The organism is Mycobacterium sp. UM_11, from assembly GCF_001414075.1.
Classification (GTDB): domain Bacteria; phylum Actinomycetota; class Actinomycetes; order Mycobacteriales; family Mycobacteriaceae; genus Mycobacterium.
The window spans coordinates 1-26094 of the sequence record NZ_LATC01000073.1; the positions used below are offsets into that span (position 1 = coordinate 1).

At 69.9% G+C, this 26094-nt stretch carries 24 protein-coding genes and 2 pseudogenes; 7 read left to right on the forward strand and 19 right to left on the reverse strand.

Annotated features, from left to right (window positions below):
* Positions 1–80 precede the first annotated feature (80 nt).
* Positions 81–1409, reverse strand: a complete 1329-nt coding sequence (locus WU80_RS17550) for an aminotransferase class I/II-fold pyridoxal phosphate-dependent enzyme (protein WP_055404092.1) — start codon at positions 1407–1409, stop codon at positions 81–83.
* A gap of 35 nt (positions 1410–1444) precedes the next feature.
* Here WU80_RS17550 and WU80_RS17555 point away from each other — a divergent pair, with 35 nt between their 5' ends.
* Entirely contained in the window at positions 1445–2107 is a 663-nt protein-coding gene (locus WU80_RS17555; protein ID WP_055404091.1) for a pyridoxamine 5'-phosphate oxidase family protein, read from the forward strand.
* Here WU80_RS17555 and WU80_RS17560 read toward each other — a convergent pair.
* The 7 genes and pseudogenes from WU80_RS17560 to WU80_RS17590 form a co-directional block, all read right to left on the reverse strand.
* Positions 2088–2984 carry a phosphatase PAP2 family protein gene (locus tag WU80_RS17560; protein WP_055404090.1) on the reverse strand — a complete coding sequence of 299 codons (897 nt, stop codon included), beginning with the start codon at positions 2982–2984 and terminating at the stop codon, positions 2088–2090. The genes WU80_RS17555 and WU80_RS17560 overlap by 20 nt on opposite strands.
* A gap of 17 nt (positions 2985–3001) precedes the next feature.
* Complete coding sequence (gene ilvA, locus WU80_RS17565) at positions 3002–4300, reverse strand: threonine ammonia-lyase (protein WP_055404089.1); 1299 nt, start codon at positions 4298–4300, stop codon at positions 3002–3004.
* 38 nt (positions 4301–4338) lie between these two features.
* Positions 4339–4776 carry a nitroreductase family deazaflavin-dependent oxidoreductase gene (locus WU80_RS17570; RefSeq protein WP_055404088.1) on the reverse strand — a complete coding sequence of 146 codons (438 nt, stop codon included), beginning with the start codon at positions 4774–4776 and terminating at the stop codon, positions 4339–4341.
* 52 nt (positions 4777–4828) lie between these two features.
* Positions 4829–5602, reverse strand: coding sequence for a DUF6065 family protein (locus tag WU80_RS17575; protein ID WP_055404095.1), 774 nt, complete (start codon positions 5600–5602; stop codon positions 4829–4831).
* A 43-nt stretch (positions 5603–5645) separates the two neighbouring features.
* Positions 5646–6217 (reverse strand): annotated as a pseudogene (locus WU80_RS17580) (N-acetyltransferase family protein).
* A 55-nt stretch (positions 6218–6272) separates the two neighbouring features.
* The gene (locus WU80_RS17585) at positions 6273–7520 is read right to left on the reverse strand and encodes an HNH endonuclease signature motif containing protein (RefSeq protein WP_055404087.1); all 1248 of its coding nucleotides are present in this window, start codon (positions 7518–7520) and stop codon (positions 6273–6275) included.
* Positions 7521–7590: 70 nt separating this feature from the next.
* Positions 7591–8108 (reverse strand): annotated as a pseudogene (locus tag WU80_RS17590) (phenolic acid decarboxylase).
* Positions 8109–8274: 166 nt separating this feature from the next.
* Between WU80_RS17590 and WU80_RS17595 the strand changes: the two are divergent.
* Positions 8275–9261 carry a GGDEF domain-containing protein gene (locus WU80_RS17595; RefSeq protein ID WP_231633849.1) on the forward strand — a complete coding sequence of 329 codons (987 nt, stop codon included), beginning with the start codon at positions 8275–8277 and terminating at the stop codon, positions 9259–9261.
* A 32-nt stretch (positions 9262–9293) separates the two neighbouring features.
* Here the strand turns inward: WU80_RS17595 and WU80_RS17600 are convergent, their stop codons facing one another.
* From WU80_RS17600 to WU80_RS17615, 4 genes are read right to left on the reverse strand one after another with little or no spacing between them, the layout of a single operon-like run.
* Complete coding sequence (locus tag WU80_RS17600; protein WP_055404085.1) at positions 9294–11186, reverse strand: lysophospholipid acyltransferase; 1893 nt, start codon at positions 11184–11186, stop codon at positions 9294–9296.
* The gene (fadD11, locus tag WU80_RS17605) at positions 11183–13006 is read right to left on the reverse strand and encodes a fatty acid--CoA ligase FadD11 (protein ID WP_055404084.1); all 1824 of its coding nucleotides are present in this window, start codon (positions 13004–13006) and stop codon (positions 11183–11185) included. Before fadD11 ends, WU80_RS17600 begins: the two co-directional genes overlap by 4 nt.
* 40 nt (positions 13007–13046) lie before the next feature.
* The gene (locus WU80_RS17610) at positions 13047–13526 is read right to left on the reverse strand and encodes a VOC family protein (protein ID WP_055404083.1); all 480 of its coding nucleotides are present in this window, start codon (positions 13524–13526) and stop codon (positions 13047–13049) included.
* 13 nt (positions 13527–13539) lie between these two features.
* Positions 13540–13929, reverse strand: coding sequence for a MerR family transcriptional regulator (locus tag WU80_RS17615; RefSeq protein ID WP_055404082.1), 390 nt, complete (start codon positions 13927–13929; stop codon positions 13540–13542).
* Between the two features lie 47 nt (positions 13930–13976).
* On the opposite strand from WU80_RS17615, the gene WU80_RS17620 reads away from it, so the two are divergent.
* Positions 13977–14429: a PPOX class F420-dependent oxidoreductase gene (locus tag WU80_RS17620; protein WP_055404081.1), complete on the forward strand. Its 453-nt coding sequence runs from the start codon at positions 13977–13979 to the stop codon at positions 14427–14429.
* Positions 14430–14444: 15 nt separating this feature from the next.
* Here WU80_RS17620 and dnaE read toward each other — a convergent pair whose 3' ends face one another.
* The 4 genes from dnaE to WU80_RS17640 form a co-directional block, all read right to left on the reverse strand.
* Positions 14445–17981, reverse strand: a complete 3537-nt coding sequence (gene dnaE, locus WU80_RS17625) for a DNA polymerase III subunit alpha (protein ID WP_055404080.1) — start codon at positions 17979–17981, stop codon at positions 14445–14447.
* 86 nt (positions 17982–18067) lie between these two features.
* Positions 18068–18499, reverse strand: coding sequence for an SRPBCC family protein (locus tag WU80_RS17630; protein WP_055404079.1), 432 nt, complete (start codon positions 18497–18499; stop codon positions 18068–18070).
* A 105-nt stretch (positions 18500–18604) separates the two neighbouring features.
* On the reverse strand, positions 18605–19408 hold the full coding sequence (locus WU80_RS17635; protein WP_055404078.1) for an SDR family oxidoreductase: 804 nt from the start codon (positions 19406–19408) through the stop codon (positions 18605–18607).
* Between the two features lie 4 nt (positions 19409–19412).
* The gene (locus WU80_RS17640; RefSeq protein ID WP_055404077.1) at positions 19413–20453 is read right to left on the reverse strand and encodes an SDR family NAD(P)-dependent oxidoreductase; all 1041 of its coding nucleotides are present in this window, start codon (positions 20451–20453) and stop codon (positions 19413–19415) included.
* A 284-nt stretch (positions 20454–20737) separates the two neighbouring features.
* Here WU80_RS17640 and WU80_RS17645 point away from each other — a divergent pair, with 284 nt between their 5' ends.
* Genes WU80_RS17645 through WU80_RS17655 form a run of 3 tightly spaced genes read left to right on the forward strand, consistent with a single transcriptional unit; the run spans position 20738 to position 22611 of the window.
* Positions 20738–21145, forward strand: coding sequence for a group 1 truncated hemoglobin (locus tag WU80_RS17645; protein WP_055404076.1), 408 nt, complete (start codon positions 20738–20740; stop codon positions 21143–21145).
* 56 nt (positions 21146–21201) lie between these two features.
* A complete protein-coding gene (locus WU80_RS17650; RefSeq protein ID WP_055404075.1) occupies positions 21202–21828 on the forward strand; it encodes a lysozyme inhibitor LprI family protein in 627 nt (208 codons plus the stop codon).
* A 21-nt stretch (positions 21829–21849) separates the two neighbouring features.
* Complete coding sequence (locus WU80_RS17655; protein ID WP_055404094.1) at positions 21850–22611, forward strand: class I SAM-dependent methyltransferase; 762 nt, start codon at positions 21850–21852, stop codon at positions 22609–22611.
* 79 nt (positions 22612–22690) lie between these two features.
* Here WU80_RS17655 and WU80_RS17660 read toward each other — a convergent pair whose 3' ends face one another.
* Both WU80_RS17660 and lspA read right to left on the reverse strand, forming a co-directional pair.
* Positions 22691–23617, reverse strand: coding sequence for an RluA family pseudouridine synthase (locus WU80_RS17660; protein WP_055404074.1), 927 nt, complete (start codon positions 23615–23617; stop codon positions 22691–22693).
* The gene (lspA, locus tag WU80_RS17665; RefSeq protein ID WP_156349621.1) at positions 23614–24183 is read right to left on the reverse strand and encodes a signal peptidase II; all 570 of its coding nucleotides are present in this window, start codon (positions 24181–24183) and stop codon (positions 23614–23616) included. Before lspA ends, WU80_RS17660 begins: the two co-directional genes overlap by 4 nt.
* Positions 24184–24253: 70 nt before the next feature.
* Between lspA and WU80_RS17670 the strand changes: the two genes are divergently transcribed.
* The gene (locus WU80_RS17670) at positions 24254–25180 is read left to right on the forward strand and encodes an asparaginase (RefSeq protein ID WP_055404093.1); all 927 of its coding nucleotides are present in this window, start codon (positions 24254–24256) and stop codon (positions 25178–25180) included.
* Here WU80_RS17670 and WU80_RS17675 read toward each other — a convergent pair.
* Positions 25145–26094: DNA polymerase IV (locus WU80_RS17675; RefSeq protein ID WP_156371800.1), on the reverse strand; the 950-nt coding region annotated here is incomplete at its 5' end. The genes WU80_RS17670 and WU80_RS17675 overlap by 36 nt on opposite strands.

Here is a 26094-nt window from a genome sequence, read left to right on the forward strand (position 1 = left end):
GGTCGACGAGGCGCCGCGGGACCGCAGCGTCGCGCTGTTGTGGACCGGTCCCGGCCTGGGTGGCCCCGAAGGGGCCTGATCTAGACGCTGGGGCGGCCCGCGCTGCGCACTGCCTCGGCGATCGCGTCGGCCAGGGGGCCGATCTCGCCGGCGGTCAGGTCCGCGATGGTGACGCGGATGCCCGGCGGCGTGCCGATCCGGAATCGGGTGCCGGGTGCCGCGGCCCAGCCCGCGCGCAACAGCCGGGTGATCGCGACGGTCTCGTCGGGCACGGGGATCCACACGTTGAGCCCGGACCTGCCGTGCGCGGCGACGCCACGCTCGGCCAAGGCGGCGAATAGCCCCCGGCGGGTGTCGGCGTATTGCCGCTCGGCCATGGCGATCAGGCGCGCGGCCGCCCCGTCCGACCACAGGCTGACGGCCAGGTCCTGCAGCAGGTGGCTCACCCAGCCCGGCCCGAGCCGCAGCCGCCCGTGCACGCGCTCGACGGTGCGGTGGTCGCCGGCGAGGACGGCCACCCGCAGGTCGGGCCCGTACGCCTTGGACGCGGACCGCACGAACGCCCAATGCCGGGTCGCGCCGGCCAGGGTGTGCAGCGGCGCGCCGGAGATGCCGGCGCAGTGGTCGTCTTCGATGAGCAGCACGTCACCGCCCCGGCGCGCCAGCAGTTGCCGCAATGCGTCGGCGCGCTCGGCGGATAGCGCAGCGCCCGTGGGGTTTTGGGCGCGCGTGGTGACGATGAGCCCGCGCACACCGCGGTCCAGCGCCGCCGCCAGGTCGGCGGGCAGCGGTCCATCGTCGTCCACCCGGACCGGCTCGGCCGAAAGCCCCAGGGCGGCAAGGAGATCGAACACGTTCCCCCAGCCCGGGTCCTCGACCGCGACCCGGTCGCCGGGACGCAGATGGGCGGTCAGGACGCGCTCGAGGCCGTCGAGCGCCCCGCTGGTCACCGCGAGGTGTTCGGCCGCAACGCCATCGGCGGACAGCGCCGCCCGGGCGAACTCGACCAACGCCGCCGACATGGCCGGCTGCCCGTACAGCACCGGGCGGCCGATCACCGGGGCGGGCAGCGTGGCGCCCGCCAGGGGCAACAGGGCGGGGTTGGGATTGCCGGCCGACAGGTCGCGCACCCCGGCGGGGACGTCGAGCCCGAGCAGCGACCGGGGGGTGGTCGCCGGGCGGTGCCGCACCCGGGTGCCGCGGCGACCGGCCGTTTCCACGGCCCCTCGATGGCGCAGCAGGCGGTAGGCCGCCGCCGCGGTGTTGGCGTTGACGCCGAGCTGGGCGGCCAGTTCCCGGACGGGCGGCAGGGCGTCACCGGGCGCCAGCGCGCCGGTCGAGACCGCCTCTTCGATGCTGGCCGCTATGGACTCCGCGCCCGTTCCGGTTATGCTGTTTTGTACTGGCACGCAATTAATTATGTACTAGAACAAAGGCACACGCAATGGACACCGGATACCAGCCGACTCCGCGCACGACGCCCACCCGCTACCGGGAGCGCGCCCGCTACGACCGCGAGACCGTGCACCGGATCCTGGACGAGTCGCCGATCTGCCACCTGGGCTACCTCAGCGCCGGCCGCCCGGTGGTCCTGCCGACCACCCACGTCCGCCTCGGCGAGACGCTCTACCTGCACGGTTCGACCGGCGGGGGTCCCCTGCTCGCCGCCAGGGCGGCCCCGTCGGGCCTGCCCGTGTGCGTCACGGTCACCCTGGTCGACGGGCTGGTGCTGGCGCGCGCCGCCATGCACCACTCGGTGAACTTCCGCTCGGTGGTCGCGCTGGGCGCCGCGCGCGTCGTCGACGACGCGGGCGAGAAATCGCGGGCGCTGGCGGGCCTGCTGGACCACATCGCGCCCGGGCGCGCCGCCGACTGCCGGCCCCCCGATCCGCGCGAGCTGGCTGCCACCGGGATGCTCGCGCTGGACCTGCTGGAGGTGTCGGCCAAGGTGCGCGCCGGCGGCCCGGAGGACGATCCGGAGGATTGCGCGTTGCCCTACTGGGCGGGAGTGGTGCCGCTGCGCGTGACGGCCGGGGCGCCGGTGCCGGCCGCGGACCTCGCCCCGGCGCTGCCGGTGCCGGGATACCTCAGGGAGCGCCGGGCCTGAGCCTCACGGCGGCAACGCGCCGGCTGTCGTCCCACCAGGTTCCGACGAGGATGACGGTGCCGGCCCAGGCCAGGCCCAGCATCCAGCCGGAGAGCACGTCGCTGACGTAATGGACTCCCAGATACACCCGCGAGAACCCGATCAGGAACGCCGAGCCGATCGCGACGGTCCACACGATCACCCGCCCGGCCCACCGCAGGATCAGCCAGCGGGTCAGCATCCACGCGGAGATCACCATGATCGCGGCGGTGCCGGTGGCGTGCCCGGACGGGAACGAATACCCGTCCGCGTCGACGAGGGCGAACGGCAGGGGCGGGCGTTTTCGGCCTACCAGGGCCTTGGCGATGAACAGCACCAGCGGAACCACACCGCCGCCAACCAGGGCGAGCAGCACGGGCCGCCATGACCGGCACCGGTAACCCGCGGCAACGGAAATCGGGAACGCGACCGCAGTCAGGAATAGCGGTCCGCCCGCGATCGTGACCGCCCGCAGGGCGGCGGTCAGCCACAGCTCGCGGTGGGCCGCGAGCCAGCGGGTCACCGGCTGGTCGATTCCGGCGATGCCGTCGCCCTCGAGCACGTCCTCGAGCACCTCGCTGAAGCCGACCGCGAGCGCGACGACCACGACCATCCCGAGCAGCAGCGCGGCACCGGCGACCTCGCTCTCGGGCCACCGACGCGCCAGCGACCACCCCCGGTCGCCGATCCGGTCACGGGCCCAGGTCAGCGTTTCCGACACCCTTCCCATGAGCGTCCGGAACGGGGGCCCGCGCCGGGCAACCCCAATCGCCAGCCAAGCAAGCAGGACAAGGAAAACGGTGATGCTGGCGCCGACCAGACCGAACCCGCCCGCGCCGGGTCCATACTGCTGGTCCATGCAGCGCGGCCCGGCGTCTAGAACAGCAGGTAGCGGTAGGCCGGCGAGCCGGGTTCCAGGCGTTCGACGTGGAGTTCGGTCGCGCGCATCCGGGCCAGCAGGCCGTCCAGGTCGGCCGAGGACGCCAGCTGGATGCCGACCAGCGCCTCGCCGGTCTCGCGGTTGTTCCGCTTGATGTACTCGAACAGGGTGATGTCGTCGTCGGGGCCCAGCACCTCGTCGAGGAACCGGCGCAGCGCGCCGGGCTCCTGCGGGAAGTCCACCAGGAAGTAGTGCTTGAGGCCCAGGTGCACCAGCGAGCGTTCGAGCACCTCGCCGTAGCGCGACACGTCGTTGTTGCCACCCGAGATGAGGCACACCACGGTGGAACCGGGCTCGATATCCGCTTCCAGCAGCCCCGCGACCGACAGCGCGCCCGCGGGCTCGGCGATGATGCCCTCGTTCTGATAGAGATCCAGCATCGCGGTGCAGACCGCGCCCTCGTCGATCGCCGTGATCGACACCATGTCGCCGGCCGCCGCCAGCGCCGCGTAGGTCAGCGTGCCCGCGCGCCGCACCGCGGCGCCGTCGACGAACTGGTCGACGTGGTCCAGCTCCACCGGCTCGCCGGCGGCCAGCGCGGCCATCATCGCCGCGGCGCCGGCCGGTTCGACGCCCAGCACCGACGTGTTCGCCGTCCGCTCGGCCAGGTAGGTGGTGATGCCCGCGATGCAGCCGCCGCCGCCGACCGGGACCACCACCAGGTCGGGCTCCCCCGCGCCGAGCCTGTCCAGCTGATCGAGCAGTTCGACGGCGATGGTGCCCTGGCCGGCGATGGTGCGCAGGTCGTCGTACGGCGGCACCAGCGTGGCGCCGGTGCGTTCGACGTCGGCCAGCGCGGCCTCGGCGGCCAGGTCGTAGGTCGTTCCGCCCACGATCAGCTCGATGAACTCCCCGCCGTGGTAGCGAATCCGGTCGCGTTTTTGCTGGGGGGTCTTGGCGGGCACGTAGACCCGGCCGTGCACGCCCAGGGTCCGGCACGCGTAGGCGAAGCCCTGCGCGTGATTGCCCGCCGACGAGCACACCACCCCGGCCGCCAGCTCCTCGTCGGACAGCTGCACCAGCAGGTTGTAGGCACCGCGCAGCTTGTAGGAGCGCACCACCTGCAGGTCTTCCCGCTTGAGGTAGACGTTCGCGCCGGTGATCGCCGACAGCCGATCGCTCAATTGCAGCGGCGTCGGCGTGACGACCGCGGCGATGCGCTTGGCCGCACCGTCGATGTCAGCCCCGGACAGCAGAGGCGCCGGCCCCATGCTCTGGCTCAGTTCGGCGGACACCGATCAATGGTGCCACGCCGGGGAGCCAACTTCGGAATTCAGCCCGCCGGGGTCAGCACGAACACCGGGATCTGGCGGTCCGTTTTCTTCTGATACTCGGCGTAATCGGGCCAGGCCTCGACGGCGCGCTCCCACCAGAGGGCCTTCTCATCGCCGAACACCTCGCGGGCGTCGTACTCGCGGGTGGTGCCGCCGTCCTGCAGCTCGACCCGGGGGTTCTTGACGACGTTGTGGTACCAGACGGGGTGCTTCGGCGCCCCGCCGAGCGAGGCGACGATCGCGTACTGACCGTCGTGCTCGACCCGCATCAACGGGGTCTTGCGGAGCTTGCCCGTCTTGGCCCCGATCGTGGTCAGCACGATGATGGGTTTCCCCTTCATGTCCGTGGCCTCGGTCCCGCCGGACTGCTCGTACTTCTCGGCCTGTTCGCGGGACCAGTCCCATGGGCTCGGCGCGTACTCCCCTGAAAGCGGCATGGCACCAACTCTATGCCGCGCGCCCGGCGGGCGCCGGTGCGGTCGAGATCGCCTACGGCCGCGTCTCGACGAACGGGCGAAGGTGGATGCGCGTCTGGTGGTCGGGGGCCCCGGCCTCGCCGTCGGAATGCCTGCCGCGCGTGTAGTCGCCCTGCCACGGCACTTTTTCACCGACGGCGGTGTTGGTCGCGGCCTGGGCCTGGCCCAGCTCGTTGCGCGAGCGGAGGAAGAACTCGTGCTTGCGGCGCACGTCCTCGTCGGACTCGATCGGCCGGATCTCCGGGGCGAACTCTTCCAGCTCGGCCCGGCGCTGCGGGACGATCATGCAGATCGGCTCGTCGACCTCGAACCGCACCGGCATCATCTTCCGGGTGATCTGCCAGCTCATGCTGAAACTCGATGTGGCCCAGTCGGTCTCGACGACGCCCTCCAGCGGCGACACGGCGTCCTTGGGGTAGTTGGCCGGCCCGCGGACCAGCAGGTTGTAGCCGGGCGGGGTGCGAAACAGCATCGGCAGGTGCCATGTCAAGATGCCGTGACCGAAGTGGCTGAACGGCAGGAGCTGACCGGGGTCGCGCCGGTCGGGCGCGATGATCACCCCCATGCTCTCGTCCCCGCCCATCCACGTGGCGGTGAACGCGCACGGATTGCGCAATTCCCAGCCACTTTGGTTGGCGATGAGCATCGGCAGGCACCGGTTCGGCCAACCGTTTCGCATCGCCGACATCCACGGCCGGCTGATGGGGGCCGGTGTGATCGGCGGCGCGTTGTCAGCGGTGGTGAACGCGATCAGCGGGCGGGTGGCCTCGCCGGACTTGTCACTCATCGACTCCTCGATTCGGTACGTGGCGCAGACCTTCCCCAAACCATTACCCAGTGTGCCCTCCGAGCGCGAGCTCGAGTGTGTGAGCCGGTAGGTCCGACCATGGCCGCGGGTCGCCGGGCTGCGCGGGCGGATCGGCGAGCGGGCGATGCCACCAGCCGATGTCACGATGTCCCACCACCTCCCCAACTTGAAGCCCACACCATGGAAGACGCCGACGCGATCGAAGGCCATCGCCTCATGCAGGCCGACGCTTGCCGGGTTGGGCAGCACGATGGCGGAGTAGGCATTGATGTATCCCTGTGCGGCAAGCACATTGAACAAGACGCCATACATTCGTCGACCGTGCCCCTGCCGGTGGTGTGACCTGCTCAGGTACAACGACACGTCCACCGACCAGCGGTATGCGGCCCGCTCGCCGTGGGGGCTCGCGTAGGCGTATCCCACGATGGCGTCGCCGTTCGTCATCACCAACCAGGGCAGGCCGGCCAGGGTCGCGGTCAGCCTCGACCGCATCTCCTGGGCGTCGGGCGGCACCGTCTCGAATGAGATTGCGGTGTCGCGCACAAACGGCGCGTAGATGTCGGCGATAGCGTCCGCGTCCTGTGGCGTTGCCATTCGGATCATGAGAAGAGCATGCTCACGACCTTTTCGGCGAACCGGAGGTGGGTGGCTAGTTGTTCGTTGGCGGTGGCTGCGGCTCGAAGGGGTCGTACCACCACCAGTCGGCGCGCTCGCCGGAGGGCCCGGACCAAGGCGGCACGGCGGGCGGGGCGCGGTTGGGCGCGCGGGCAAGCGATCCCGCGCTCAGCGGGCGGCCCGAGCCGTCGGTGACGACGAGATGGTCGGCGGGTCCGGTGATCGTGATGCCGCCACGGTGGTGCAACCGGTGGTGATAGGGGCAAACGAGCACCAGGTTGGCCAGCTCGGTGGGGCCGCCGTCTTCCCAATGGCGGATGTGGTGGGCGTGCAGACCGCGGGTGGCGCCGCAGCCGGGAACCGCGCAGGTGGGGTGGCGATGCTCGAGCGCGCGGCGAAGCCGCCGGTTGATCTGGCGGGTCGCCCGGCCGGCGCCGATCACCTCGCCGTCCCGCTCGAACCAAACCTCACACGTGGCATCACAGGTCAGGTATCGGCGTTCGGCGTCGGTGAGCAGCGGACCCAGATGCAACGCGGCGGCGCGTTGCTCGACATCGACATGCACCACCACCGTGGTGTGCTGCCCGTGCGGCCGACGCGCCGCCTCGGCATCCCAACCGGCCTCGACCAGGCGCATGAACGCCTCTAGCGTGCCCGGTAACGGCGGCGCGGCATTGGACGCGCAGCCTTCATTGCCGCGATCGCGCTTCCACTCGGCGACCAGCGCATCGCGATGAGACGCCAGTGCGGCGTCGAATTTCGCCGCATCCAGGTGCGGAAGTTTGATCCGCCAACAGCTGAAGTCCTCGTCGGCGGTCTTGGTGATCGAGGGTTGCGGTTGCGGCCGAGCATCGGGTTGGGGGCGCGGTTCCAGCTTGACCGCGGTGCGCAGCTGGTTGACCGTGGCGACCCGGGCCAACTTCGCGTAATGCTCATCGGATCCCTCACCCGCCCGCGCCGCGATGACGCCGACCTGGTCCAGTGACAGTCGCCCCTCCCGCATGGCCTGCGCGCAGCGCGGGAACTCCTCGAGCCGCCGCGCGACGGTGGTGATCGTGTAGGCGTTCGCGGACGACAAGCCGATCTTCCAGGCCACCAACGCCGCGACCGACCGCGCGCCGGTGGCGCCGCAGAGCTCGTCGCGATCCATCTCCGCGACGATCTCGACGATGCGCCCGTCGATCGCGTTGCGCTGTCCGGCCAACTCGGCCAGCTCGTCGAACAATACGTCAAGCCGCTCAGCGGGATTCACCTCCACGGGAGGCGATGCGATCGGCGACATGAATTCATCATCGCAGGGGGGTCCGACACGTTTCGGCTTTGACCGCCAGCCCGACCGCCGCCGCGACGCGTCAATTGGTGCGGTCGGCCCAGCCAGGCGGAAGCCGGTCGGGGGCCACGTCGATCACCGATTCGTCGTCGGCACCGACACGCTCGAACAGCGTGATGTAGGCGAATTCGGGCACGGTGAAGATCGGGTAGGTCGGTCCCTCATCACGATAGGCACGCATCTGGTCGAGGTGCTCGTTCTGGAAGCACACCGTGCGCTCGCCGTGCTGTCGGATCCACTGGGGAAAAAGATCACGCCGTGGATTCGCCGCTTGCCGGGCATGACGTTGACGGCCACCGACGTGCCCGTGGGCTCGGTCCAGGAGATCTTGTAGCTGTCGTCGTCGAGCTGTACGAGGTCGACCTCCTGGCCCTTGACCCACCGCCCGCCGACGTGGCCGGAATGGATTCGATAGTCGATGGTGCGGTCGTTCTTGACGTACATCTCGTAGCGCCAGCCGTTGGCGTAGGTGTAGATGAACCGGCAACCCACGATCCCCGACAAGTCCTGCGGCGGAATGGGATTGTCGACGGTGGTCATAATCGGCTCCCGATTCTATCGGCGGTCAGTAGCATACGGCGAAGGCAGGGGTTAGGGGCGTCGCGGAATGCACTGGATGCGCGTGTGGTGGCGGCAGCCGGATCACTACGACTGGTTCTCCGACTACCTCGGCGCGCGCGGGTTGAAACCCTTCATCCGGTACTTGATGGTCGGCATCCTGTCCATCCTGGCCACGGCGACGTTGCTGATGCTGAACAGCCCCTCGGGCATGCAGACTCCCGCGCGGCGCGGTCTCGCGGCGGTGTTCGTCGCGTGCCTGGCGGGCATGGTGCTGGTGTGGGTGCGACGCTGGCCCGGACGCGTTGAATCGCAAGTGTTTTCGGTGGTGGGCACGATCGGCATCGCCGCCGTGTGCGTGACGGAGGCCGACCCGCGGAGCGGAATGCTGAGTTGCGCGGCATTCGGCGGCCTCGCGGGTTACGTCGCGTTTTGCCACTCCGCCCGCCTGCTGGTTTTCACGCTCGGCACCGCCCTGGGTGCGGCCGCGGCGTGCGCGGTGCGTATCGCTACGTCCGGTGACGCATCGATGGCGGCGGCCAACTTCCTGTTGGTCAGCGCGGGGATCCTGGCGGTGCCGTTCTGCGGACAGGTGCTCGTGCACTGGCTTTCGGTGGACGCACTGAAATCCTCGACCGATCCGCTCACCGGCCTGCGGAACCGCAGGGGGTTCTATCGATCGGCCGCGAAACTGGTAGCGGCCGACGGGCGCACATCGTGCCTCAGCGTGCTGATGGTCGATCTCGACAACTTCAAGCGGATCAACGACACGTACGGCCACGCGGCCGGGGACCGCATCCTGGTGTCCGTCGCCGACACGCTGAGGCGGGTCGGCACCGAAAGAACCGTTATCGCGCGGGTGGGCGGGGAGGAATTCCTGGTCGCCGAGATGGCCGGCACCTCCGAGGCCCTGCAGACCGCCGAGGCGATGCGCCAGGCGATCGCCGGCACACCGTGGGGCGTGACGGCCAGCCTGGGGGTCAGCAGTCTTCCGCTGCGCGCGCGGGCCGAAAGCGTGGACAGGGACACGATCGAGCGCCTCGTGAACGAGGCCGATCTCGCGATGTATGAGGCGAAACGTGCTGGCGGAAACCGGGTTCGGCACACCGACATGCCGGTACCACCCGGCCGCTGATGCGCAACGGCGTTACCCCGCCGGGGTGCCGCCTACCGCGCACCGGCCAGGCCCGCAATCGCGTTGACGCGCCGGACCGCCGTGGCGATCTCGTCGGCGAACTCGCGGCGCCGGTTCGCGATGGTCAGATCCTCGAAGCCGTCCACCAGCTCGCGGTGGCGGGCCAACCGCAGGGCGGTCTTGAACAATTCCATCGACCTCGACTCGGCGCTGGCGATCCTGCGTTGCAGTTCCCATTGCTTGCCCACCTCGAGGCACTCGGCGAGAAACGCGCCCTCGTCGAATGATTCGTCGTCGTAGGCGGCCAGCCGGTCGGCGACGATGTGGTAGGCGTCCAGGAACGGACGCAACACCAGGTGCGCCAGCAGCAGGTCGGCCTTCTCCAGGAGCCCCCGCACGTCGGCGGCGCTGGCGGCCTTGCTGGTGTCTTCCACCCGCCCAATCAGCCGCACCTCGTCGGCGAGCTCCTTTTCGAACTGGGCGCGCGCCGAGAACAGGAACTCGAACTTCAGCAACTCGCGCAGGGCCAGCGCCTCGTCGCGCACGGCCGACGGCAACACCAAGCCCTCGACCGAGGCCTCGGCGTCTTCGACGGCGGCCAGCAACGCCGTCTCGGCGATCGCGCGGTCGACCACGATGTGGATGGCGGCGTTGCGGTAGAACGCCGCGACCAGATGCCGGTCTTCGCCGATGCCCCAGACGGGTTCGGTGCCCGCGTCGTACACGCTGACCACGCCCGAGGCCACCAGCTGGTGCAGCGTCCAGCGGATCGTCGAGCGGTTCGTCAGGTCGGCGGCGCCGGCCACCGTCCAGTTCCGCGCGGCGATGTAGCTCGCCAGCGGTCGCACGGTGGCCAGCACCTCGCTGATGGACAGCGACCGGTCGGCGCCCAGCAGGGCCAGGCTCACCACCGCGGTCGGGGTGACCGGGGTGGCGCGGTTGATCCGGTGCTCGACGTCCAGCGCGATGCGCTCGATCTCGGTGCCCGTCTGAGACTCCTCGGCGCGCAGCTCCTCGAGGCGCTTGCGCAGCGGCAGCGGTTCACCGAAGTCCAGGTAGGCCCGGCCGAGCCGCTCGCCCTGCTGGCGCGCCAGCCGGATCAGGAAACGGAAATCCTCGGGCCGCTTCGTCGCGCCGTAGGCCTCGGTGGTCATCGCCTCGACCTCGTGCAGCTGGTCGTACACGATCGAGGTGGGCACCAAATACACCTCGGGGCCGTCGATTTCGTCGACGGCGTCGCTGATGTAGCGCAGGATGCCGTACACCGGCGGCCGCAGCTTGCCGGTCCGGGTGCGCCCGCCCTCGATCGACCAGGTGAGGTTGGCGTGGTTCTGCACCAGCTGAGCGGCGTAGGCGCGCAGCACGAAGCGGTACACCGGAATGTCTTTGGTCTGGCGCCGGATGAAGATGGTGCCGGTGCGCTTGGCCCACGCCCCCATCGGGAAGAAGTTCAGGTTGGCCCCGCCGAAAGTCAGCGCGGGCGAGAGCCGGTTGGCCTGAATCACTTCCGGCAGCAACAGGCCATCCAGGTAGGAGCGGTGCGAAAAGGCAAACGCCAGTGTGGCTTTGCGATCCAGCCTGCGCAGCTGCGCGATCTGGTCCTCGTCGACCAGCACGTCGTAGGCCCGCATCAGCCAGCAGCTGAAGCTGCGCCATCCCCGCACCGCCCGCTCGTCCAGCGAGGGCGCCATCTCCCGCAGGTAGCTGGCGGCCTCGGCGCGCACGTCGGCCAGGTCGCGCCCGAGCTCGTCGGCCAGCCCGCGCAGCCGCTCGTCGTACCACGGCGCCGCGAGCAACTGGGCGACCTCCGCCGGGTCGGTCGGCAGCGGCGTCGTCGACTCCGCGACTAATCCGGTGCGCTGCAGCAGCTTTCGTGCGCCGGCTCGGCCAAATTCACGGGCGGTCGACCCCGGCCCCCCGCTCATGCCGGCTGCACCGTCGCGGCCGAAGGCTCGTGCACGTCCGGGTGCAGCTCGGGCGCGTAGAGTTCCTCGATCTCGGTCGCGTACTTCGACAGGATCGGCTTGCGCTTGAGCTTCATGGTCAGCGTGATCTCGTCGCCGCCGGGCTCCCACAGCGATGGCAGGATGCGGAAGCGCTTGATCTGTTCCACCCGGGACAGTTTGGCGTTGCCCTCGGCCACGCCCGCGGCGATCCGGGCGATGACGTCGGGGTGGGCGGCCAGCGCCGCGGGTGACGCGTCGGCCAGGCCGTGCTGGGCCGCGTATGGAGCGACCGATTCGGCGTCGAAGACCATCAGCGCGGCGTTGTAGGGCCGACCGTCGCCGATGGTGATCATCACGCCGACCATCGGGCAGGCGGCCAGGACGGTGGTCTCAATGTTGGCCGGCGACATGTTCTTTCCGGCCGCGTTGATGATCAGCTCCTTCTTGCGGTCGATGATCCGCAGATAGCCGTCGTCGTCGACCTCCATGATGTCGCCGGTGTGCAACCAGCCGTCGGCATCGATCGCCTCCGCGGTCTTGGCGGGCTCCTTGCGATACCCCTTCATCACCAGCGGACCGCGCACCAGAAACTCGCCGTCGTCGGCGACCTTGCCCTCGAGCCCGGGAAGCAGCTTGCCGACGGTGCCCAGGCGCGCGTCGCGGGGGTGGCTGACGCTGGCGACGCAGCTGAGCTCCGACATCCCCCACACCTCGGCGATCGGAACACCCAGACCGAGGAAGAACGCCAGCGTCTCCTTGGGGATGGGCGCCGCCCCCGAAACCGCCCAGCGCAGTTCACCGAAGCCCAGCCGCTCGCGCAGCTTGGACAGCACCAGCTCGTCGGCCTGGGCCCATTCGGCGGCCAGCTCGTCGGCGATCGGCTCACCGGCCAGCAGGGCAGCGCCGCGCTTGGCGGCCACCGACATCGCCCACCGCAGCGCCTGACGCTTGACCTCGTCCGCCTCGTTGTCGATCGCGAATTCGATTCCGGCCTTGAGCTTTTCCCACACGCGGGGCACCCCGCCCCACACCGTGGGCCGCACGTCGGCCAGCGCGGCGGCGATGGCGCGGACGTCGGAGACGACCGTCACCTGGGCGCCGAACACCTCCAGGCCGTACAGGCCCATCACCCGGTCGGCGATGTGGGCCGTCGGGAGGTAGGAGGTGACCCGGTCGCCGAACTGCGACGGGAGGACGGCGTTGAGGGCGTAGGCCTCGAAAAGCAGGTTGGCGTGGGTCATTTCGACGCCCTTGGGGTTTCCGGTGGTCCCGGAGGTGTAGATGAGCGTGACGACGTCGTCGGGCCGCACCGCCCGCCAGGTGGCCTCGAAGTCGAAGCCCTCGCGCGCGGCGGCGTACACGTCGTCCACCGAGATCGTGCCCGGCGGCGAACCGTCGATGCAGACGATGTGCTCGATCGGCGCGCCGCTGGCGCGGATGCGGTCGACGTACTGCTCCTCGCAGATCGCGACCTTGGTGCCGGCGTTTTCGAACAGGTACGTCAGCTGCTCGGCGGGCAGCGTGTTGTACACCGAAAACGAAGTGGCGCCCAGGTGTTGGGCGCCGATCTCGAACGGGTAGAACTCGATGCGGTTGGCCATCATCAGCGAGACCGTGTCGCCGCGGCCGACCCCCAGGCCGGCCAGGCCCGCGGCGACCTTGCGCACCTGCGCCGCGAGCTCGGTCCACGTCAGCGTCTGGGTGTCGCCGGGCGTGCGGAGCGCGACGGCGTCCGGATCGATCGACGCGTTGCGTGCAAACGCCTCGCAGAGGGTGACGGGACGCTCGGGTGTCGTCATGTGTGTGAGCGTACGTGCGTGGGTAGTGGCGCGGAACACATCACGCGGTATCGGGGCGCCACAGCTGCAGCGTGCTCGATATGCCGGCGGGCAGCTGCAGCAATTCGATGGGCGTGCCGTCGGGGTCGTGGATGAAGAACATCCGCACCCCGCCGATGTCGACGGGCGGCTCGGCGCGGACGTCGGGATGCCCGCGCCGCACGGCGTCGTAGGTGGCGTCGAGGTCGTCGACGCGGAACGAGACGTTGGTGTAGCCCAGGTGCGGCCCGCTCGGGCATTCGGGGACCTCGCCCAACGACAGCAGTTCGACCATGGCGCCGCCGATCAGCCCGCCGATCATCCGGCCCCGCTGCGTGACCCCGCCGGTCACCGCGGCCAGGCCCGCGCCGTCGAGTTCGATGTCGAACACGACGTCCATGCCCAGCACCGCGGTGTAGAACTCGCGCGACGCCTCGATGTCGGAGACGCCGATGCAGACGTGGGAGAAGTTCTGCACCGCGATGGTGGGCGGCTGGCTCATGGAACTCCTTTGCTCAGGCGGGCAACGCGGTATGAATCCCGCACGTGCATGCGTCGATTGAGGGACACGTGCAGCGCATGCCCCATTCGATCACGGCGCGCGCCCGGGCCAGCGACTCCATCTGCGCGTCGATGGCGGCGAGTTTGGCCTCGGCCAGCGCGCGGCTGGCGGGCCGCCCGGGGGCGTCGTCGGCGAACAGCAGCTGGATCTCCTCCAGCGCGAAGCCGGCCGACTTGCACAGCCGGATGACCTCCAGCCGGGCCAGCACCGAATCGTCGTAGCGACGCTGGCCACCCAGCCGCACCGGCGGCGGCACCAACCCGATCTGTTCGTAGTAGCGCAGCGTGGTCGCGGCGACGCCGGCCTGGCGGGCCACCTCGCCGATGGTCAGCTGTGCGCTCATTCCGGCCTCCTTGACTTAGAGCCAACTCTAAGTCGTTGACTGGGGCCATGCACACACATTCACTCGACGGGCTGGCCGCGGCCCGCTACGCCCTGCTCCGGTCGTTTCGCCGCGACGGCACCCCCGTCGACACCCCGATCTGGTTCGGGTTCGACGGCGACGCATTGCTGTTCCGCACCAAGGTGGGGCCGAAGACGAAGCGGCTGGCCGCGCGCCGCGACGTCGAACTCACCGCGTGCGACTATCGGGGCCGGGTCCGGCCGGGCGCGACGACGGTCGCGGGCCGCGCCACCATCCTCTCGGGCGACGACGCCGAGCGGGCGAATCGCCTCCTGCACCGCCGCTACGGCTGGCAGTGGAACATCGTGCCGCTGCTCAAGATCCCGGGCGTCACCAACGTGCACCGAAACCTGTGCGTGCGCGAGAAGCTGCGGCGTGCACGCGATCGCGGGTTGTGGGCCGACAGCGCGATGGTTCGGGTGGACGTGGCGTCGCCCTAGGCGCGCCGCGATGCACTAGCTGCCGAGGCAGCCGGGGCCCAGCAGCTCCTTGAGGTCGCCCATCAGCGCGGGCGAAGGCGTCACCCGCAGCGAGGCGTCCAGCTCCAGGGTGGTGATCCGGTCTCCGCTGATGAGCCGCAGGTGCACCTGGGCGGTGCCGGGATGGCGCGCCAGCACCTGCTTGAGCGCACTGACCTTGTCGATGGTGCACTGCCGGGTGGGCAGGCTGACCGCGATCGGCCGGTTCGGCTGGGCGTTGGAAAAGTCCGGCACCACAAGCTCATTGGCGATCAGGCTGATGCGGTCGTCACGGATGGCGACCTTCGCGTTGATCAGCACTACCGCGTCGTCGGCGATGTCGGCGCCGTAGGCGGAATACGCGTGGGGGAAGAACATCACCTCGATGCCGCCGGTGAGGTCTTCCAATTGCGCTGACGCCCAGGGCATCCCGTTCTTGTTCACCCGCCGGTTGACCGACGCCAGGATGCCGCCCACGCGCACCTGCGTCTCGTTGGGGACATCGCCGTCCAGGATGGCCGGAATCTGGGTGTCCACCTGGGCGGCCAGCAGGTGCGCCACCCCGTTGAGCGGATGCCCCGACACGTACAGGCCGAGCATCTCGCGCTCCAAGGCCAGCTTGTGCTTGTCCTCCCACTCGTCCTCGGGCACCTTGATGGTGAACACGGAATCCTCGGTGCCGCAGCCGTCGCCGCCGAACAGGTCGAATTGCCCTATCGCCTCGGCCTTCTTGGTGCCCAGCACCGAGTCGACCGCGTCGGTGTGCACCAGGAACAGACCCTTGCGGGCGTGGCTAAGCGAGTCGAACGCGCCCGCCTTGATCAGCGACTCGGTGACCTTCTTGTTGCAGGCCGCGATGTCGATCTTGTTCAGGTAATCCGAGAAATCGGTGAACTTGCCCTTCTCGTTGCGGGTCTTGATCAACGAGCCCACGACGTTGGCCCCGACGTTGCGCACCGCGCCCAGGCCGAAGCGAATGTCCTGGCCGACCGACGCGAAGTTCACCAGGGACTCGTTGACGTCCGGCGGCAACACGGTGATGCCGAGCTTGCGGCAGTCGGCCAGGTAGACCGCGGCCTTGTCCTTGTCGTCGCCCACCGACGTCAGCAGACCGGCCATGTATTCGGCCGGATAGTTGGCCTTCAGGTAGGCGGTCCAGTAGGACACCAGGCCGTAGCCGGCGGCGTGCGACTTGTTGAACGCATACCCGGCGAACGGAAGGATGGTGTCCCACAACGCTTTCACCGCTTTTTCGGAGAAACCGTTGGCGGTCATGCCCTCCTGGAAGCCCTTGTACTCGGCCTCGAGCACCTCGAGCTTCTTCTTGCCCATCGCCTTGCGCAGCGCGTCGGCCTTGCCCATCGTGTAGGAGGCCACCTTCTGGGCGATGAACATGATCTGCTCTTGGTAGACGATCAGGCCGTAAGTCTCCGAAAGGATTTCGCGCAGCGGCTCCTCGAGCTCCGGGTGGATCGGCTTGATCGCCTGCCGGTTGTTCTTGCGGTCGGCGTAGTCATTGTGGGCGTTCATGCCCATCGGGCCCGGACGGTACAGCGCCAGCACGGCGACGATGTCGTTGAACTCGGTGGGCTGCATGCGGCGCAGCAGGTCGCGCATCGGCCCGCCGTCGAGCTGGAACACCCCGAGCGTGTCGCCGCGGCCCAGCAGCTCGTACGTCGGCTTGTCGTCCAGCGGCACCGATTCCAGGTCGAGGTCGATTCCCCTGTTGGCCTTGATGTTTTCCAGCGCGTCGCCGATGATCGTCAGGTTGCGCAGGCCCAGGAAGTCCATCTTCAGCAGGCCGATGGCCTCACACGACGGGTAGTCCCAGCCGGTGATGATGGCCCCGTCCTGCGGCCGCTTCCACAGCGGGATGGCCTCGGTGAGCGGCTCGCTGCTCATGATCACCGCGCAGGCGTGCACGCCGGCGTTGCGGATCAGGCCCTCCAGGCCGCGCGCCGTCTGGTAGATGGTGCGCACGTCGGGATCGGTTTCGATCAGGCCGCGCACCTCGGCGGCCTCCTTGTACCGCTCGTGGTTCGGATCGGTGATGCCGGACAGCGGGATGTCCTTGGCCATGATCGGCGGCGGCAACGCCTTGGTGATCCGGTCGGCGATGGCGAAGCCGGGCTGGCCGTAGTGGATGCGCGCCGAATCCTTCAGCGCGGCTTTGGTTTTGATGGTGCCGAAGGTGATGACCTGCGCCACCCGGTCCTGACCCCACTTGTCGGCCGCGTAGCGCACCATCTCACCGCGGCGACGGTCGTCGAAGTCGATGTCGATGTCGGGTGCCGACGGGCGTTCGGGGTTGAGGAACCGCTCGAACAGCAGCCCGTGCGGAATCGGGTCGATGTTGGTGATGCCCAGCGCGTAGGCGACCAGCGAGCCGGCCGCCGAACCGCGCCCGGGGCCCACCCGGATGTCGACCGACCGGGCGTAGTTGATCAGGTCGGCGACGATGAGGAAGTACGACGGGAAGCCCTTGTCGCAGATGACCTTGATCTCGTATTCGGCGCGGTCGATGTAGTCCTGGCCGACGCCGGACGGAAACCGCCGCCGCAGCCCGGCCATCACCTCGTGGTGCAGCCAGGACGCCTGGTCGTGGCCCTCGGGCACCGGGAAGACCGGCATCCGGTCGCGCGGCGCCCACACGTCGTCGTAGGGCTGCACCCGCTCGGCGATCAGCAGCGTCGAGTCGCAGGCGCCGGGAATCTGGTCGTCCCAGAGCTGGCGCATCTCGGCGGCCGACTTCAGGTAGTAGCCGTCGCCGTCGAACTTGAACCGGTTGGGATCCGACAGGGTCTTGCCGGTCTGCACGCACAACAGCGCCTCGTGGTTGTGGGCGGCGTCGCGGGTGACGTAGTGGCAGTCGTTGGTCGCCAGGGGGCGGATGTCCAGCTTGCGGCCGATCTCGAGCAGCCCCTCGCGCACGCGCTGCTCGATGGACAGCCCGTGGTCCATCAGCTCGAGGAAGTAGTTGTCGGCGCCGAAGATCTCGCGCCACTTGGCGGCCGACTCCAGCGCCTCGCGGTCCTGTCCCAGCCGCAGGCGGGTCTGCACCTCGCCCGACGGGCAGCCGGTGGTGGCGATGATGCCCTCGGCGTGTTCGGCGATGATCTCGGCGTCCATCCGCGACCACTTGCCGAGCTGGCCCTCGAACGACGCCAGCGAGGACAGCTTGAACAGGTTGCGCAGGCCGGTGGCGTTCTCGGCGACCATCGTCAGGTGCGTGTAGGAGCCGCTGCCGGAGACGTCGTCGGACTTTTGGCTGGGGTCGCCCCACAGGATGCGCCGGGTGTCGAAGCGAGAAGCGGGTGCGATGTAGGCCTCGACCCCGATGATCGGCTTGATCCCGGCCTTCGTCGCCGCGTTGTAGAACTCGCTGGCGCCGAACATGTTTCCGTGGTCGGTCATCCCGACCGCGGGCATTCCCAGCCGCTCCACCTCGGCCAGCATCGGCGTGATCTTCGCGGCACCGTCCAGCATCGAGTACTCGGTGTGGTTATGCAGGTGCACGAAGGAGGAGTGGTTCATAGGGACGCCAGTCTAAGACCGCGGACCGACGGGTTTCGGGCGTGTCGCGAAGTGTGTCTGGGTTTGATTCGCGACGGCCCGCCGCGCTAGCCGTATAGCTCGACGAAGTTCTTCAGCGACTTCTGCACGTCCCCCTTGACGGCCCGCGCCGCCGCCGAGCCGACCGGCCCGAACAACGCCCGCCCGCCCAGGTCGAGGCGCAGTCCCAGCGTCGATCCCTCCTGACCGCCCCGCACGGTGAGCGTGACGGCGTACTTGGCGCCGCCCTTGCCCGACCCCGACAACGCGACCTGATGCGGCGGGTCCCAGGTGGTCACCGTCCACGTCACCCGATTGCGGAAGCCCTTGGCGCGGGCCACGCCGACGACTTGGACGCCCTCGCCGAGCACCTCGGGCAGCTCGCTGCGCCACGCCTCGTGCAGCACCAGCCAATCGCCCAGGTCGGAGAGGTCGGCGACGCGGTCCCACATCTCCTGCGGGCTCATCGGTACGTCGGCGGTCAGGTCAACAGCGGCCATGAGCGGAGCCTAACGCCCTCGACCGCCACGCTGGCGTGACGCTCGGCGCTCAATGCCACGCTGGCGTGACGCTCGCAAGCGGGAGGTGCCCCACCCCTCGGTGAATCAGCGGTTGGGCCCCCCGCGGAAGCGGTTACCGATCCGGATCCCCGGCAGCAGCAGGCTGCGCGGGACGAACCTGCCGCCGGTGCTGACCACCTTGGGCACCACCCCGGGCACCACGCTGCGCCGGCCGGCCAGCATCCCGCCGATCGCGGCCTCGGCGACGTCGTGCGGCGAGACCTGCGCGATCGGGATGCTGAACCGCTCGGCGTTGGCGATCTCGGCCCACTCGGTCGGCACCGGGCCGGGGCACAGGCACGTCACCGACACCCCCGTCCCGTGCAGCTCCTCGTGGATGGCCTCGGAGAACGTCTGCACGAAGGCCTTGGTGGCCGAGTAGACCGCCATGTAGGGCACCGGCTGAAAACCGGCGATCGAGGCGATGTTCATCACCGCGCCGGCGCCGCGTTCGACCATGCCGGGCAGGGCCGCGTGGGTGAGCTCCATCAGCGTCAGCGCGTTGAGCGTCACCTCTTCGCTTTCGCGCTCGAGCGGCAGCTCGTGGAAGACCCCGCTGGTGCCGAAACCGGCGCTGTTACACAGGCCGGCGATCGGCTCGGCGCGCAGCCGGTCCGCCAATTTGTTGCGGCCCTTGGCATCGCCGAGGTCCAGCGGCTGCACCTCGACCGCCACCGAGTACTCCTGGCCCACCTCGTTGGCGAGTTCGTCGAGGCGTTCCCGGCGTCGCGCCACCAGCAGCAGCGGGAAGCCGCGGCGGGCCAGCCCGCGGGCCAGCTCGGCGCCGATGCCCGAGGATGCGCCGGTGATGACGACGGTGGTCTGGATGTCGGGTTTCGGAAGGCTCATGATGTCACCAATGTATCCCGCGCGTCGCCCGCACAAACGTCTCGCTGCGCTTGTCGAATTCCGGTGAATCGCTTGACGATTCGTCACCCTTGGCGGCATGGGAGTCGCCGAACATGGCAAACGCGCGGTTGCGCACCCGGTCCATCACCGCCGGGTTCACCGCGTCCGCGACCGCGGCGAACTGGCCGAACGGCGAGCTGGCCCGCCGGGGCCGGTGCACGATCGCGTCCGCGATCACCCCGGCCGCCTGATCCGGCGTCAGCGCCGGGAACTTGTCGTAGAGCGTGGTCGGGCTGATCATCGGGGTGCGCACCAGCGCCATGTGCACGGTGGTGAACTTCACGCCGTCGTTGACGGTTTCGGCCTGCAGGGAATCACACAGGCTGTCCAGGGCGGACTTGCTGGCGATGTATGCGCCGAAGCGCGGCGCGCGGGTCTGCACACCCACCGAGGAGACGTTGACGATGTGCCCGAAGCCGCGCTCCCGCATCCCGGGGATGAACTTCAGGATGAGCTGGACCGCGCCCAGGTAGTTCAGCTGCATCGTCCGCTGATAGTCGTGGATGCGGTCGTAGGAGAGCTCCAGCGAGCGCCGGATGGACCGCCCGGCGTTGTTGATCAGGATGTCGACGCGCCCGAGGTCGCCGAGCACCTGGTCGGCCATCGCGGCGATCGCGTCCATGTCGGACAGGTCGCACGGGTAGACGTGCGCGCTGCCGCCGCCGTCGCGGATCTCGTCGGCCACCTTCTCCAGGTTTTCCCGGGTGCGGGCCACCAGCACCACCTCGCCGCCCGCTTCGGCGATCTTCTTCGCGGCGGCCTCGCCGATGCCCGACGATCCCCCCGTGATCAGGACGATCTTGCCGCCGACGGCCTCGTCGAGCGTGCGGCCCTGCACCGCGTCGAGCAGATTCCTCAGATAAAACGGTCGATAGCGCCCCGCCGAGTTCGGGGTGTTGACGATGTGCGACATCGCCGCGATCGGCTTCTCGACCAAGTTCGCGAGCGGCTTTTCGACCAAGCTCGTTAAGTCACCAAGATTCATCGGCTTTCGCTCCTGATGGTGTCGGCCCCCCAATGGCAGCTGGACTGCCCGATGACCACGACCGCCTGGTGGGGCTGTGTGATTGATGTGACGTGAGTCATTAACCCAACCTAGGACATCATCGACGCGACCCGGTGCGGATTTCCGGCATGTAAAGCGCCCGACCGCCTCACGCCTCGGTCGGCGCGGGCGTCAAAAGCGGGCAATCCGCTTGTTACGCAAAGACATCCGTGCGTGATTGCCAACTAACTGCGGGGCAACGCCGAGATGTTCCAATCCAACTTATGAAAATTCTGGCACGCTTCCGCACCCCGTCGGTCACCGTCTACGACCGGATCGGCGGGCACGAGGCGATCGAAGTCGTGGTCGAGGACTTCTACGTTCGAGTTCTCGCCGACGACCAGCTCGCGGGCTTCTTCAGCGGGACGAACATGAGCCGCCTCAAGGGCAAACAGGTGGAGTTCTTCGCCGCCGCCCTCGGCGGGCCCGAGCCCTACACCGGCGCGCCGATGAAGCAGGTGCATCAGGGGCGCGGGATCACGATGCACCACTTCAACCTGGTGGCCGGGCACCTGTCCGACGCGCTGGCCGCGGCCGGGGTCGACGCCGCAACGGTGACCGCGATCATCGGCGCGATCGCACCGCTGGCGCCCGAGATCGCATCGGGCGAGGCCAACAGGGCCACCGTCTGACCGTCTCGCGGCGTGTCGCACACCGGTGGGCGGCCCGCAGCGGGTAGTCAGCACGTATGCGACTGCTCGCCGCCGTCATCGCGGCACTGGTGCTGGGCGCCTGCGGCGCGAAGACGGATCCGCCGCCGGCCAGCACCACCCCGGCGAGCACGGCCAGCACTCCCCCGACCGCGGCGGCGCTGGACTGCGCGCACCCGGGCAACGCGGCCCAGCAGTCGGTGTGCGCCGACCCGCAACTGACCGACCTCGACCACCGCCTGCAGGCGGCGTATCAGCAGGCGTTGACCCGGCCCGGTGCCGACCAGGGGGCGCTGACGGCCGCGCAGAACGGCTGGGCGACCGCCCGCGACGGTTGCGCACAGAACCCCGAGATGCGCACCTGCCTGGTCGAGGCCTACCAGACGCGGCTGGTGCAGTTGGCCATCGCCGACCCGGGCACCCTGAGCCCGCCCGTGGTCACCTACCAGTGCCCCGCCGACGCGGGTCCGCTGACCGCGCAGTTCTACAACGACACCGACCCGCCCGCGGCGGTGCTCAACTGGAAGGGCAACCAGCAGATCCTCTTCCTCGAACCGTCAGGCAGCGGCGCCCGGTACGGCCGGCAGGGTTTCCAGTACTGGGAACACCAGGGCGAGGTCAGGCTCGACATGAACGGCACCAAGTTCGTCTGCCGCACGCCGTGAAGAGTGCCTAGCATGCTCGACATGACCCGCACCTTCGACGACTTGGTGGCGGAGGCCGACTCAGCGCCGGTCGACGGTTGGGATTTCTCCTGGCTGGACGGGCGGGCCAGCGAGGAACGCCCGTCGTGGGGTTACCAGCGCCAGATGAGCCGGCGCCTGGCGAGCGCCTCCGCCGCGTGCGACCTCGACACCGGCGGCGGCGAGGTGCTCGCGGGGGCCGAGCGGTTTCCGCCCGCGATGGCGGCGACGGAATCCTGGCCACCCAACGCCGCCCTGGCCACCCAGCGCCTGCATCCCCGCGGCGTGGTGGTCGTGCTCACCGGCGACGAGCCGCGGCTCCCGTTCGCCGATTCGGCTTTCGACCTGGTGACCAGCCGGCACCCCATCGAGGTGCGATGGCTCGAGATCGCCCGGGTACTGCGGCCGGGCGGGACCTACTTCGCCCAGCAGATCGGCCCCGCCACGATGGCCGAGCTCGTCGAACACTTCATCGGGCCGCAGCCGCAGAAGTGGGCCGAGTTGCACCCCGACGTCCAGCGCGCCGAGGCCGAGGCCGCCGGGATGCAGGTGGTCGACATGCGCATGGAGCGGATGCGCGCCGAGTTCTTCGACGTCGGCGCCGTTATCTACTTCCTGCGCAAGGTGATTTGGACGGTGCCGGACTTCACGGTCGACGCCCACCGCGAGCGGCTGCGCGAACTGCACGAGCGCATCCAGGCAGACGGGCCCTTCGTCGCGCACTCGGTGCGCCTGCTCGTCGAGGCGCGCAAGCCGGCCGAGTGATCGCAAGCGCGGCGAAGCCCTAGCGCTGGGGGCACCCCTCAGCGAAGCTTGGGGGACGGGTCGGCGACCATCAGAATGATCAGCCCTCACCGCGCAGCACGTCCAGCGCGTGCTGCAGGTCGGGCGGGTAGGGGCTGACGATCTCCATCCGCCGGCCATCGGCCGGGTGGGCGAACGACAGCGAGCGTGCGTGCAGCCATTGCCTTTGGAGCCCAAGTCTTTTCGCCAGTTTCGGATCGGCCCCGTAGACCAGGTCGCCGCAGCACGGGTGATGCAGCGCCGAGAAGTGCACCCGGATCTGGTGCGTGCGGCCGGTTTCCAGGTGCACGTCCAACAGGCTCGCCGCGACGAACGCCTCGATCGTGTCGTAATGGGTCAGGCTGTGCCGGCCGTCGGTCGTCACCGCGAACTTCCATTCGCCGCCGCGGTGCCGCCCGATCGGCGCGTCGATAGTCCCGCTGGACGGATCCGGATGTCCTTGCACCAGAGCTTGATAGCGCTTGTCGACCGTGCGCTGCTTGAACGCGCGCTTGAGGACGGTGTAGGCCCGCTCGGACAGCGCCACCACCATCACCCCGGAGGTGCCGACGTCGAGGCGATGCACGATGCCCTGCCGCTCGGGCACGCCGGACGTGCTGATGCGGTAACCGGCGGCGGCCAGTCCGCCGAGCACCGTCGGCCCACTCCAGCCCACCGACGCGTGCGCGGCCACCGCGGCGGGCTTGTCGACCGCGACGATGTCGTCGTCGGAATACAGGATCGTCATGCCCTCGATGTCGACGGGCGTGTTCTCCACCGGCGGCGGGGCCTCGGGCAGGCGCACCTGCAGCCACGCGCCGCCGGTCAGCCGGTCGGACTTGCCCGCCTGCACGCCGTCCAGCTCCACACCGCCGTCCTCGGCCAGGGCCGCGGCGGCGCTGCGGGACAGCCCGAGGAGGCGGGCCAGCCCCGCGTCCACGCGCATGCCCGCCAGCCCTTCGGGGACCGGCATCGAGCGATCCGTCAACGCTGGCCGGCCCTTCGCCTGCCCACGGTGTCGAAGTCGTAGCCGAAGATCGACAGCACCACCAGAAGGATCGCGCCGCCCACCACCGACGGGTCGGCGACGTTGAACACCGGCCACCAGCCGACCGACAGGAAGTCGACGACATGGCCGCGCAGCGGCCCGGGCGCGCGGAAGAAGCGGTCGACCAGGTTGCCCATGGCGCCGCCGAGGATCATCCCGAGCCCGACCGCCCACCAGGGCGACACCAGCCGGCGCCCCATCCAGAAGATGCCGACCACGACGCCGGTCGCAATCAGGGTCAGCACCCAGGTGTAGCCGGTCGCCATCGAGAACGCCGCCCCGGAATTGCGCACCAGCGTCCAGGTCACCGTGTCGCCGATGATGGGCACCGGCTGACCGGGCGGCAGCAGCTTGACGGCGAGCACCTTGGTCACGATGTCCAGGGCCAACACGATCGCCGCGACCGACAGCAGCAGCCGCAGCCGCCGCGCCGGGCGCTCCGGCTCGGTGGTCGTGGCGTCCTCGGCCTGCTCGGTCGATGTCACGGGCTCAGGTTCCTCGGGCACTCTCACATCATCCCCCAATGGGCACGCGGGCCGACCGGTGTTCGCGGTCGGCGTGCGCGATGATTCCACCATGGGCCGGCTCACCGTCATCGCCACCGGAGGCACGATATCGACTCACACCGGCGCGGACGGCGTGCACCGGCCGTCGTACGGCGCGGCCGATCTGGCGGCCGGTCTCGACGTGGACGTCGTCGACGTGCTGGCGGTGGACAGCTCCCAGCTGGTGCCCGCCGACTGGGACCGGATCCGCGGGGCCGTGCGGTCGGCCGTCGACGGCGGCGCCGACGGCGTGGTGGTCACCCATGGCACCGACACCATGGAGGAGAGCGCGCTCTGGCTCGAGCTCACCCATGACGGTGACGTCCCCGTGGTCCTCACCGGCGCCATGCGCAGCGCCGACGCCCCCGACGCCGACGGGCCGGCCAACCTGCGCGCCGCCCTCGCCGTCGCGGGCAGCCCCGGCGCCCGCGGCCTGGGTGTCCTGCTGTGCTTCGCCGGCCGGGTGCTGCAGCCGCTGGGGCTGACCAAGGTGGCGACCAACGACCTGAGCGGCTTCGCCGGTGAGCTGATCGGCACGGTGAACGGCGGGGTGACGCTGGCCGGCACGAAGACGCGGCCCCAGCTCGGCGCGCTGAGCGCCAAGGCGGCCCCGCGGGTCGACATCGTCGCCGCCTATCTGGGCAGCGATGGCGTGGCCCTGGACGCGTGCGTGGCCGCCGGGGCGCGGGGCGTGGTGCTCGAGGCGCTGGGTTCGGGCAACGCGGGCGACGCGGTGGTCGACGCGGTGGCCCGCCATTGCCGCGCCGGGGTGGCCGTCGCGGTGTCCACCCGCGTCCCGGGCGGCCGGGTCGGCGCGAGCTACGGGCCCGGGCACGCCATGGCGGCCGCCGGCGCGGTGATGGTGCCCCGGCTGCGACCGCCCCAGGCCCGGGTGCTGATGATGGCCGCGCTGGCGGCGGGGCTACCGGTCGGCGACGTCGTCGCCCGGTGGGGCTGAGACCTCGTCAACCTGCAGCTTCCCCAGGTAATCCGGCCAGTCCAGGGAATCGACCGGGTTGGCCTTGACCAGCTCGGCGGTGTCGGCCGGGAACGTGCGGGCCGGGCCAGGGCCCGTGCTGCGGGTCTCGAAGCGCGCCGTGACGACGCCGTGGCCCGCGCCCTGCACCCAGCCGTGCCCGAGGTCGGGGTGCGCGACGTCGTCGCCCACCCGCCACCCGGAATCGTCGGGTGCCGGCGCGAACATCGCCTCGGTCGCCGTCGCCACCGTTTCCGCGGAGTGGCCCTCGGAGGCCTCCCCCGCCAGGTCCAGGTCCGGGAACAGCGACTCCTGGCGCACGTCGCTCAACCCCGAAAAGCCAACGCCCAGAAGGCGAATGGGCCCGATCTCGCGGGGGTCGAGCAACAGCCGCCGGGCCACCGCGACCAGAGCGCCGGGCTCGGTCGTCGCGTACGGCAGCGTGGCCGAGCGGGTCAGGATGCTCATGTCGGACTTCTTCAGCTTCACCGTGACGGTGCGGGCGCCGCGGCCGTCGCGGAGCAGCCGCTGATGCGCGTGCTCGGCGATCGGGTCGATCGCCTCCCGAAGCTGCTCCAGGCTGGTCAGGTCGACGGCAAACGTGGACTCGGAGCTGATCTGCTTGGCCTCGGCGCGCTCGGCCACGGGGCGGTCGTCGATGCCGCGGGCCAGCCGGTGCAGCGCCGGCCCGATCGTCGCGCCCAGGATGTTCGCGGCCTCGGCGTCGGTCAGCGCGGCCAGCTGGCCGATGGTTTCGATGCCCAGCCGATTGAGCTTCTCCTCGGCGACCGGGCCGATGCCCCACAGCCGCCGCACCGGCAAAGCGCCCAGCAGCGCCCGCTCCTCGGCGCGGCCGACCACCCGAATGCCGTCGGGCTTCGCCAGCCCGGACGCGA